Source organism: Clostridium aromativorans, from assembly GCF_020908015.1.
Classification (GTDB): domain Bacteria; phylum Bacillota; class Clostridia; order Clostridiales; family Clostridiaceae; genus Clostridium_B; species Clostridium_B aromativorans.
Genome location: NZ_JAJJPB010000048.1, coordinates 1 through 11,896, shown reverse-complemented (window position 1 = coordinate 11,896; position 11,896 = coordinate 1). Strand labels below are relative to the sequence as shown.

The 11,896-nt window shown below is 33.9% G+C and carries 9 protein-coding genes and 1 CRISPR repeat array; of the genes, 7 read left to right on the top strand and 2 right to left on the bottom strand.

Annotated features, from left to right (window positions below):
- Nucleotides 1–741 (bottom strand): IS3 family transposase (locus LN736_RS18170; protein WP_456064442.1); only part of this gene is annotated, 741 nt, incomplete at its 3' end.
- Between the two features lie 19 nt (nucleotides 742–760).
- Nucleotides 761–1,045 carry a transposase gene (locus LN736_RS18165; protein ID WP_229982168.1) on the bottom strand — a complete coding sequence of 95 codons (285 nt, stop codon included), beginning with the start codon at nucleotides 1,043–1,045 and terminating at the stop codon, nucleotides 761–763.
- 192 nt (nucleotides 1,046–1,237) lie between these two features.
- Between LN736_RS18165 and LN736_RS18160 the strand changes: the two genes are divergently transcribed.
- The 7 genes from LN736_RS18160 (at nucleotide 1,238) to LN736_RS18130 (ending at nucleotide 8,396) form a co-directional block, all read left to right on the top strand.
- On the top strand, nucleotides 1,238–1,672 hold the full coding sequence (locus LN736_RS18160) for a hypothetical protein (protein WP_229982167.1): 435 nt from the start codon (nucleotides 1,238–1,240) through the stop codon (nucleotides 1,670–1,672).
- A 176-nt stretch (nucleotides 1,673–1,848) separates the two neighbouring features.
- On the top strand, nucleotides 1,849–2,724 hold the full coding sequence (locus LN736_RS18155; RefSeq protein WP_229982170.1) for an aldo/keto reductase: 876 nt from the start codon (nucleotides 1,849–1,851) through the stop codon (nucleotides 2,722–2,724).
- Between the two features lie 259 nt (nucleotides 2,725–2,983).
- Nucleotides 2,984–4,012 (top strand): Rpn family recombination-promoting nuclease/putative transposase, encoded by a 1,029-nt coding sequence (locus tag LN736_RS18150; protein ID WP_229982166.1) that lies wholly within the window; start codon nucleotides 2,984–2,986, stop codon nucleotides 4,010–4,012.
- 237 nt (nucleotides 4,013–4,249) lie between these two features.
- Complete coding sequence (locus tag LN736_RS18145; RefSeq protein ID WP_190972173.1) at nucleotides 4,250–4,414, top strand: hypothetical protein; 165 nt, start codon at nucleotides 4,250–4,252, stop codon at nucleotides 4,412–4,414.
- A gap of 619 nt (nucleotides 4,415–5,033) precedes the next feature.
- The gene (locus tag LN736_RS18140) at nucleotides 5,034–6,260 is read left to right on the top strand and encodes an EAL and HDOD domain-containing protein (RefSeq protein WP_150356320.1); all 1,227 of its coding nucleotides are present in this window, start codon (nucleotides 5,034–5,036) and stop codon (nucleotides 6,258–6,260) included.
- 211 nt (nucleotides 6,261–6,471) lie between these two features.
- Nucleotides 6,472–7,269, top strand: coding sequence for a TrmB family transcriptional regulator (locus LN736_RS18135; protein ID WP_190972172.1), 798 nt, complete (start codon nucleotides 6,472–6,474; stop codon nucleotides 7,267–7,269).
- 137 nt (nucleotides 7,270–7,406) lie between these two features.
- Nucleotides 7,407–8,396: an ornithine cyclodeaminase family protein gene (locus LN736_RS18130; protein WP_229982165.1), complete on the top strand. Its 990-nt coding sequence runs from the start codon at nucleotides 7,407–7,409 to the stop codon at nucleotides 8,394–8,396.
- An 837-nt stretch (nucleotides 8,397–9,233) separates the two neighbouring features.
- A CRISPR array of direct repeats spans nucleotides 9,234–11,765; the repeat unit is 30 nt; unit sequence GTTGAACCTTAACATGAGATGTATTTAAAT.
- Between the last annotated feature and the right edge of the window lie 131 nt (nucleotides 11,766–11,896).

The following is an 11,896-nucleotide window of genomic DNA, read 5'->3' as shown; positions in this document are numbered from 1 at the left end:
CAAGTAGCCGTTGATTCCAATGCGTGCCTCCCGTGGATTCTGGTAATCCTGCAGATAAATATTTTCATATTTAACACTGCGCCACAATCTTTCAATAAAAATATTGTCATAGGCACGCCCTCGATGGTCCATACTGATCCTGGAACCTGATTCAAGAAACAAATTTGTGTATTTGGGGCTTGTAAAATGACTTCCCTGGTCACTATTCATAATCTCAGGTGACGACTTTTTTAAAGCATTTTTGCATGCTTCAAGTACAAAGTAAATTTCAAGATTGTCATCTATTTCCCAATCCACAACAAAACGTGAATACCAGTCGATGATTGCCACCAGGTAAAGCCAGCTTTTGTGTATTGGAACGTAGGTAATATCAATGCTCCACACTTGATCAGGATACATTATTACAAGGTTCTTGAGCAGGTAAGGATAAATAGTATTGGCTGGTTCTGGTTTACTTGTATTCTGCCGTGGATAAATAGCCTGGATTCCCATTTCTCTCATATGCCTGAGCACAGCCTTTCTATTTATAATCAAACCTTTGTATTTTCTAAGCCATACAGCAATTCTCCTGTATCCAAAGCAGGGATGCTGCGTATATATTTTATCGATTTCCCTTTTTACAAATAAGTCATGCTCATCCGGTAAAGCAGGCTTATAATAGAGGGAGGTTCTGTTGAGTCCAAGCAGAGCAGCTTGTACAGAAACTGGGAGATTCCTCTGGTTGAAATCGATCATGGAAATGCGTTCACTGCGGTTAAAATTAGAAATCAGATTTTTTTTTCATCCACTCATTCTGGGTGGTAAGCCTGCCAATTTGCTTATATAGTTCATCTATCTTGTCTTCATATTGCTTTTCCATCTGCTTTGTTTTAGATGCTTCTTTTTCAAAAAGCTGTGAAAAATTCTTTACAGCTTCTGTTTTCCATCTTGTGAGCATATTGGGATGGACTTGATTTTCAGAAGCTATTTCGCTTAAAGTACGCTCTCCACGAAGTACTTCCAGTACTAATCTTGCTTTGAATTCAGAGCTGTAATTTTTTCTCATGTTATTCACCATCCTTAATAAAAATATTATGGAGAACCTAACTAAAAAGCAAGTATTTTTTTGTCTGAATTCTTGGGTCCATTATAAAAATATGCCAATTTATATGAATACACTAAAGAGGTTAAAGAGGATTTATGTAGAATATCTGATGTTAAAATTGTTTATTTAGTTCCGGATGTTTATGCAAACAAAATGGAATTTAAACCTGATGCAGTTATTAGATTTTCTGAATTACCGAAAAATATATCCGGATCAGGCAGTCTCATGTGGAAATATTATATAAAGCCTATGTTGAATTATATATGCAGAAGATTTGATAATAGATACATACCTATTGATCAGCAGATGAATACAATAGATACTGTGCAAAATATAGATAACAAATTGAAATCCATATATAAAAGAATATATGATAATCATAAAAATGATCTTTTTAAACCTGTTAATGTATATGTTTCTAAAAAAAGCAGGGTAAGACCTAATTATATGCTGCAATATGCAAATAATGATTATAAAACCTTTTATTTTTTAGGTACTCCATTTATAAAGTTTTCCATTTTCAGCAAGAATAATTTGATGCCTCCAATATCTTTTAAAGAATTACAACAGATTTTTAACCATAACTAAATTTAAGATTAAATATAGCTATTTGTCGGTATTTGCTACTATTCCTGGGAGGTCTTGATTTTGAGTTTGTTTGCCTGATTATAGGAATGATAAAAAAGTATATAATTATATTTGCAATTAAGTATATTTATAAGTGAGAAAGAAGTGATATTTTGGATTTCATAAGTGAAAGTGATATGGAGAAAATCAGGAATGCAAATGAAAAGCGGAAAGTGAAACTGCCTGATGGCACATTTGTTCCTTCACTGGGCCAGGGAACCTGGTATCTTGGTGAAAATCCTTCAACAAGAGAACGTGAGATCAAAACCCTGAAACTTGGAATAGAACTTGGCATGACTCTTGTAGATACTGCGGAAATGTATGGTGACGGTGGTTCTGAGCGTCTGGTGGGCGAAGCAATAAGGGGAATCAGGGATAGTATATTTCTGGTGTCAAAAGTATATCCCCACAATGCAGGATCTAAAAATATATTTACCTCCTGTGAGAACAGTTTGAAAAGGCTTGGCACTGATCATCTGGATTTGTATCTGCTCCACTGGAGAGGAGGCGTACCTTTTCAGGAAACTGTGGAGTGTATGGAAAAGCTTAAAAAGCAGGGCAAGATTTTAAGGTGGGGAGTATCCAATCTTGATACAGCCGATATGAAAGAGCTTATGTCCTGCAGTGGCAGTGAAAACTGTATGGCCAATCAGGTTCTCTATCATCTCGGTTCACGGGGTATCGAATTTGATCTTATGCCCTGGCAGAGAGAGTGTAATATTCCAATTATGGCCTATTGCCCCATAGCTAAAGGCGGAAGGCTGAGAAAAGAACTGCTGGAAGATGAAGCTGTAAATGAAATAGCACTGAAATATCACGTAAGGCCTCTGCAGGTACTTCTGGCCTGGGTTATAAGAGACGACGATATAATTGCAATTCCCAAGGCTTCCAGAGAAGAACATGTGATAGAAAATGCGGAAGCTGCATCCATTGTCCTGTCAAAGGAGGATATAGATAGGCTTGACAGAGTATTTCCAAAGCCGGATAAAAAAGTGAGACTTGAAATATTGTAGTGGGGTCTGACCCCATAACAAAAAATGGAAATTGTACAGACATGGTAATGCGGATTCAGGGGCGAAAACTTGAAAGAGTTTCAAAAGTCCCTGTTGTAAATTACCTTCTGGCAATCATAAAAATATTTTTATCCACAGTGTGGATTATTTTAATATGTTTTGATAAAATGAAGGTAATGAATGAGTGTTTCAATGTATAAGAACTTATGTTCTGGTAAATATTTATAATATAGTAATATATTATTAGGAGAAAAATGATATGCCGGAGGATAGGGTTCACCATGAACACGATGTAGGCTACAAGTATATATTTTCCCACAAGGAAACATTTCTGGAGCTGTTGAGGAGCTTTGTCAAAAAGGATTGGGTTGATCTTATAAAAATTGAAGATCTAATGCTTATAAATAAATCTTATATACTTGAAGATTTCAGTGAAGAGGAATCGGATATTGTATACAAGGTAAATATAAGAGGGCAGGAAGTGATATTTTATATACTTCTTGAGTTCCAGTCCACTGTAGATTACAGGATGCCCACGAGACTGCTGTTTTATATAGTTGAGATATGGAGAGAGATACTGAAGAATACCTCAAAGGATGACAGGCTCAGAAAGGATTTTAAACTTCCTGCAGTTGTTCCCATGGTGCTTTACAACGGTAAAAATAGATGGACTGCTTACAGAAATTTTAAAGATGTATTGAGTGGCGGTGAGTTGTTTGGTGAAAATATAATAGATTTCAGGTATATATTGTTTGATATTTACAGATATGATGAAAGCCAGCTCGAGAGTATGGCTAATATGGTATCTACTATATTTCTGCTGGACAAAGAAATAAGTAAAGAGGATTTGATGAAGAGGCTCAGACTTACAGCATATGTTCTTAAGAAGATAACTCCTGAGCAATTTGACATACTTAAAATCTGGCTCAAGGGTATAATGGAACCCAGGTTGGACAGGGAATCTAAAATAAAGGTAGAACAAATATTGGAAAAATCCAGTCAAGGGGAGGTGGATTCTATGGTATCTAATTTAGGCAAAACTATAGACAATATTATAAGAGAAGGTAGGGAAACAGGGTTGGAAGAAGGCAGAAAAGAAGGCAGAAAAGATGGATTACTCCAGGGATTGAAAAAATTATTAGGTATTAAGTTTTCTGATATTTCCTATATGAGCAGAATAGAAAGGATAGAGGATGAAAATACCTTGAATTCTGTATTCGAGGATGCAGTTAAGAGTAATTCTATTGAAGAATTTAAAGAGAAATTGAGACAAAGAAAATTAAATTGATGTATGGGGGTCTGACCCCCATACAAAAAATGGAAAATAAATTATTTGTGTAATCCCTTAAATAAATCTTATTATTCGATATTCCATGTGGTAAAATAAATACGTACAAACAATAAAATTTCGAAGTTTTTGGAGCTGAAGGTTTTGAATTTACATGCATTATTTCAATGGCATAAGTTATTACATTTTATATTACCAATAATTATTATTCTTATATTGCAAAAGCGGTTTAAATTATTGAAGATCTGCTTAGTTATATTTATAATTGGTTTTCTTAAAGAGGTTTATGATGTTATAGTAAAGTTGGATCCTCTATGGATGTCGGCAATAGATTTAGTATCAGATATAGTAGGTATAACATCGGGAATTATTGTGAGTAAAATCAAGCTGGTTCACAAATAAAAATATTTATTGACTTATTTAAACGTTTACTATATAATAAAGTTAATAAGAAGTATAAATCTTCTTATCATAATCCTGATTCAGAAGAGTGCTTGGAAAAGTGTTTTAAAAAAATAAAAAATTTGATAAAATACTATTTTAGTGAGGTTTTTTAAAGACTGAGCAATAAGAATCTATTTATGATAATGCTTTAAGAAAATAAATAACTTTTATAGGCGCTGCCAGATGTGCAGATATAGTTATTGGAATAAGTTATTTATTGAAAGATCAGTTGTTAATTAAGACTATCCATTAAATAAAGATCTCTTGAAAAGTTTTATAATTGACATTTAATGGAATATGGTTGAAAAAAGGTGATGAATATTCAGATAAGAGAAGAGTGCTCGGATGAGTTAGGAGTTTCTTAACCACCAATTAGTATTGCAGCTAGTTGGTGGTTTTAATTTTGCACTGGAATGAGCTCCAATTAGAAACTATTATTGACAAATAATAAAATAAATTGCATTTGGTTGTTAATTGTAATTTTAAATTTACGATAACTTATTGAGTGGGTTAAAAAATTTTTTTATAAATCAAAGTTGTTTCCGTAAGGCATTTTTAATACTGGGGGTAATTAAAAATGGATATTTTTTTAGCAAGGCAGCCAATTCTTGATAAGTCAGGTAAAGTTTTTGGATATGAAATTTTATTTAGGGATAACGAGAGTAATAACCAATATGACACGGATGATGGAGATGGAGCTACTATAAAAGTTATGCAGAATACTTTAGTCAACATTGGAATAGATAAGATTGTTGGAAATAAGAAAGCTTTTATCAATTTTACAAAAACAATATTGAAATCGGATTTATTTTCTATTATTTCACCTAAAAATGTAGTGATAGAAGTTCTGGAAAATATAATCCCGACGGAAGAAGTTATAAATTCCTGCAGAGTTTTAAAGGAAAAAGGATTTACGATTGCACTGGATGATTTTGTATTCGATGATACTTATGTTGAACTTCTTAAACTCGTGGATATTGTGAAAATTGATTTTCTTATAACCAGGGACAGTGAAAGAAAGAAAGTAATGAATACGGCAAAAAATATAAATCCTAATTTAAAATTTATAGCTGAAAAAGTTGAAACGTTGAAAGAATTTAATGAAGCAGTATCCCTGGGATATTCCTATTTTCAAGGGTATTATTTTAGCAAACCTCAGATAATAAAGGGAGCAAAAATACCGGTGAATAAGGTAATCTATTTAAATCTTATAAGGGAGCTGAATTCTAAGGAATTTTCCATAGAGAATATTGAAAATTTGATAAAAAAGGATATTTCACTGTCTTATGATACATTAAAATTGATAAATTCTGCAAAATATTCTTTTGAAAATAAGATTAGTTCAATTAAACAGGCTATAGTTTTATTGGGAGAGAAAGAGATAAAAAGGTGGTTATATTTTATATGTATGAAGCCTATATGTGATGACAAACCGCAGATAGTTATGATAGAATCCCTGCTGAGAGCAGAATTTTCAGAGCTTCTGGCTAAAAAGACCAAATTACGGAGGTATTCCTTTTATGCATATTTAACAGGGATCATGTCTCTTATGGATGTTATTTTACAGAAACCACTGCGTGAGATATTGGATGAACTGATGATTCCCCAGGATGTAAAATGTGCCTTATTAGGTAGAAAATCAAACTTTTACAGTAAAATACTCGATATAGCTGTTGCATATCAGAAGGGAGAATGGGGAAAAAGTATGCTGCTGGCATCCCATCTCGGTATTGACAAAGTTGATCTGGCCAGTGCATATATTGAATCTATTAAATGGCTTGATGAGGTTGTTCAGGAAATCTAGTAATTACGGTAAATTACTTATGATATAAATTTTTAACGTATTTTGTAATTGTAAGGAGAAAAAAGTATATAAGATGCTGTAAAATACAGATAAATATGAGGATCAGGTTTATTTAACAGGATTTGATCCTCTAAATTTTTTATTGACAAAAATTTACCGTTACAATATAGTAGTATTAAATGGTGCTACTAAGTGATGAGAAGGAATGATTGTGGATAAAGTATTGGAATTGCTGAAAAGTATGAATTTAACGGATGTAGAAGCAAAAGTTTACATAGAATTGCTGAAAAACGGACCGTCTACGGGTTATGAGATAAGCAAGATATCAGCGGTATCCAGGTCCAGGGTATATAATGTGCTCTCAAAGCTGGTAAAAAATGGATTCATAGTGGCTTCAAAATCTAAAAACCCCACCTATTATAATTGCATTTCGGTGGACGAGTTCATAAATAATAAAAAATTTGAATATGATTCACTGCTTCTGGAAATGTCAAATGAATTGAAAAAGGTCGAATGTTCCAACAATATGGATTACATATGGTATATAAATGGCTATGACAATATATTCAACAAATGCAGAAATATTTTGAAGAAATCGAAGAAAGAAGTATATGTTCAGATATGGATGGAAGATGTACCGCAGATGTATGATCAACTGAAAAAACTTGATGATGAAAATATTCCACTGTTGACTGTACTGTACAGCAGTGATCATAAATATAAACTGGATTTGAAATTAGTATATAAGCATGGCTTTGAACAGGAAAAACATGAGGAATTGGGTGGAAGGTTGATTTCCCTTGTTTCCGATGACAGAGAAGTGGTTTTCGGCCGTATATTTGACGATGGAGAGTCTGAAGTCATATGGACACAGAACCGCTCTCTTGTATTTTTAGTTGAGGAATATGTAAGGCATGATGCTTATTGCCTTAAATTGATTGATTCTGTGGGAAAATCGGATTTTAGTAACTTGAATCAATGCATATCGAATATAAGGGATATATTTTAGTTTGAATACTCAGGCTTAATGTCCTTTGTTAAGAAATGAAAAAGTGGGCAATTTAAAAGAAGAGTGCAGAGAAATTCAGGACTGATAATGTTTGCTGAGAAATTTAAAGTTGATTTATATAGGAGGATATTAAAATTATGTTATTGCTTAATAAAGAGGATATTAAAAAGGTATTTGACATGAAAGATGCTATTGATGCTGCAAAAGAGTCATTGTCTATATTTTCACAGGGTAAAAGTGTAGTGCCCTTGAGGACGAATATTGATATACCCAAATATGAAGGGCAGAGTTTGTTTATGCCTGCTTATGTGGAGAGCCTTGACAGCGCCGGCATCAAGATTGTTTCGGTCTTCCCTAAAAACATTGAGAAAGGGCTGCCTTCAGTACCAGCTAAGATGATACTTCTTGATGGCAAAACCGGCGATGTAATATGCATAATGGATGGTACTTATCTGACTCAGCTTAGAACGGGTGCCACCTCAGGTGCGGCAGCTGATATGTTGTCGAGAAAGGATTCGAAAAATGGTGCATTGTTTGGAACTGGTGGTCAAGCCGCATCCCAGCTTGAGGCAATGCTCACCGTGAGAAATCTTAATATAGTAAAGGTTTTTGATATTGATAAAGAAAGAGCTGAGGCTTTTGCTGAAAGAATGAGCGGGGAGTTAAGCCGTTTTTCTACAAAAATCGTTGCTGCAGAGAGTTCCGATGATGCCGTTAATGATGCAGACATCATAACTACAGTAACTACTTCTAAAAAAGCTGTTTTTAACGGCAGGCTTGTAAAGAAGGGTGCTCATATAAATGGAGTTGGTTCATATACCCCTGTTATGGAGGAGCTTGATGAATACATAGTCCAAAATGCTGATAAAATCTATATGGATTCCAAAAGTGCTGTTCTTTCTGAAAGCGGCGACTTTATAATTCCAATTCAAAAAGGGCTTATTGATGAAAGCAAGATAAATGGCGAACTAGGAGAAGTTATCTGTGGAAAAATTCAGGGAAGAATTTCCGAAGATGAAATAACCATATACGAAACTGTGGGAATTGCCGTAATGGATGTTGTTACAGCCTATAAAATTTACGAAAAGGCAGTTAAGGCTAAAATCGGCACAAATGTAGATTTGTAAATATCGTAATAGTTCTTAACTTTTCATGTTGTAGAACTGAGAGGTTTAAAACTGGCAGTCATCGGATAGGTTTTTCCCCTAAGGGATAACGTATTCTAAATACTAAAGCTACTGACAATAACTGTTAATAGGGTTCAGGTGTAGAAAAGTATTCTTTATTGGTAAACTCCATCTGAACCTAAGAATCACTTGATGTTGATGTTAATGTAATGTACACAAAAGCTTTAAAAAATTTGATATTTAACATCAATTGGCGAGAAACCATCCATCTCTCCATAACTGGTGCGACGAATCGCTCTTTCTTTTGATTTTTGGTGTGATCAATCTATAATATAATGTGAAACGGGTTGATGTAAAAGATGCTTATAAAATTATAAAAATATTGGCTCCAGGCTTATCAAATGTGATTTTCCAATGTCAATGAGGATATTTTGACTCAGAGTCTGAGATTACACTCCACAGCATAAGTAAGGAAAACAGGAACCGTAGAAACTATAGGGATAACTTGGAAAATAAGAGAAACTAGAAACTACTGTTGGTAAAAAAATATTCCGTGGAGTCTGCTCTCTTTCCAGGAAACTCCAACTTCAAGCTTGAAGTACCTCTGGATGCAGCTAAGTGGTGATTAGTTTACTATAAGTAAACCACTTGTTGCAAAATGATTTCCAACCAAATTAAACTCTAAAAGTGTTTCAATGTTTTGAAATGGAATGGATTGAGATACCTGTTTTTATTTCTCTTAAAAAAATAAAAACAGCTGGAAAACTTTCGCCGAAATGCTTTATTTATGCGACTTTAAGTCCTATAATAAAAATAAAGAATGGCTATTTTACGTTAGTTGAACCTTAACATGAGATGTATTTAAATTAGTTTCATAGTCAAGCCCTACAGCTCCGCGAGCGTGTTGAACCTTAACATGAGATGTATTTAAATGACAATGGCTTAACTATAAGCGAGGCGAATTTGATTGTTGAACCTTAACATGAGATGTATTTAAATGGCTTTTATGATGGATGATAAAGTCGGAGATGAGGAGTTGAACCTTAACATGAGATGTATTTAAATGTAACGAATACAGTTTTATCCCATGCAGGGGGCTTGTTGAACCTTAACATGAGATGTATTTAAATCCGACGCCGAACTTATGGATGATACTCTGGATGTTATGTTGAACCTTAACATGAGATGTATTTAAATGTTTGTCTGCTGTTCGCTTGGCTTCCTCAAGCAGGTTGAACCTTAACATGAGATGTATTTAAATATGTGGATTGTGCCATATTGGCTTCCTTACATAACCTGTTGAACCTTAACATGAGATGTATTTAAATTTTAATTCGTGCCGTTCCCCACCATAGGCGGATTGTTGAACCTTAACATGAGATGTATTTAAATGGTATGCCAGATAGGATTGTTTTAATGCCACACGGTGTTGAACCTTAACATGAGATGTATTTAAATTTATTATCCCGAACTTCAAATTCTACTCCTTTATGTTGAACCTTAACATGAGATGTATTTAAATAGGGATTTAATGGACTTTGACTGGTATTTTTATTTGTTGAACCTTAACATGAGATGTATTTAAATTGCTCAGGTAGATTTCTGATCCTGCCACCGTTAACTGTTGAACCTTAACATGAGATGTATTTAAATCCCCATTCCAATTCCAAACAATCTTCCAGGTCAGGTTGAACCTTAACATGAGATGTATTTAAATTAGGGTATAAATTTCATGCTATCACCTTCCTTCACTGTTGAACCTTAACATGAGATGTATTTAAATTGCTTAGTCTTAATCCTTTTCCACTCTTTCCAAAAGCGTTGAACCTTAACATGAGATGTATTTAAATGGGCAATATCGTTGACCTGCATTTATAATCTTCCCACAGTTGAACCTTAACATGAGATGTATTTAAATTAACCATTCAACTCCTTATATACATCCTTGTGTGGTCGTTGAACCTTAACATGAGATGTATTTAAATCAAGTTCTTCAGCTCTCCCCAGAATGTCAGCAATATGTTGAACCTTAACATGAGATGTATTTAAATAGCTGTTAGGTGCTGGTGTTCCTGTAAGTCCCACTATGTTGAACCTTAACATGAGATGTATTTAAATTATAGACCTGTTGAGAATTTACCTCCAGCATACCAGGTTGAACCTTAACATGAGATGTATTTAAATTAAAGTCGATATCACTTATAAGGTAGCAGGGGGAACAGTTGAACCTTAACATGAGATGTATTTAAATGGTTCATCCAAGTTGGACACCTATATAGTTGACACCGTTGAACCTTAACATGAGATGTATTTAAATTGTTTTCTCCGACGGGTATATCCAGAGAATCTGGCGGTTGAACCTTAACATGAGATGTATTTAAATCAGTTACATCATCCGCCACACTTCTATCCATACCTAGTTGAACCTTAACATGAGATGTATTTAAATCAACCTATCTGCCGTCTGCTTGGCTTCTGCAAGCAGGTTGAACCTTAACATGAGATGTATTTAAATTTTTTTACACACTGCTTATATTCTTCGCTGTCTACCGTTGAACCTTAACATGAGATGTATTTAAATTTTATATAGGGATCAGTTCTATATAATTCGTGTAAATGTTGAACCTTAACATGAGATGTATTTAAATAATTGGATGTCGTTACACAATGTCAGATACCTTTAAGTTGAACCTTAACATGAGATGTATTTAAATGGAACAACCTGCAATCTCTGGAACTCGCTCATTACGGTTGAACCTTAACATGAGATGTATTTAAATCCTCTTTTCTAAAAAGAAATTTTCCTATAATTCTTGGTTGAACCTTAACATGAGATGTATTTAAATAGTGTATCGTCCATGAGTTGTCCGTCCGTGATAAGCGTTGAACCTTAACATGAGATGTATTTAAATTACCAAAGGCAGCATGAGTAGTTTGAGTGAAGTTTCCGTTGAACCTTAACATGAGATGTATTTAAATTTTCTGTTGGATAATGTTCCGCATAGCTTGTCACTGTTGAACCTTAACATGAGATGTATTTAAATATGATGGTAAAACTACAGGACAAGAGGCTGGCGGGTTGAACCTTAACATGAGATGTATTTAAATCATGTCATTCCAAAACTGTGGATATGTCAGAGGTTGTTGAACCTTAACATGAGATGTATTTAAATGGATTTTCTTGCCCCATTCTGCCTCTACTACTATAAGTTGAACCTTAACATGAGATGTATTTAAATGTTCTATAATAGAAAATTTAATTGAGGGTAACTGGTTGAACCTTAACATGAGATGTATTTAAATATAATAGTCCCAATTGCAGCACCTATTATTGGTATTGTTGAACCTTAACATGAGATGTATTTAAATTAAATTTCACCTAATATATAATTAGCAAAATCTGATGTTAGTATAAAAGTGTAGACACAAAGAAATAGATTTACTAAAGATCTATAATAAAATTAAGAAGGGGAAGTGTCTACAAGTGGGAAAAACATCTA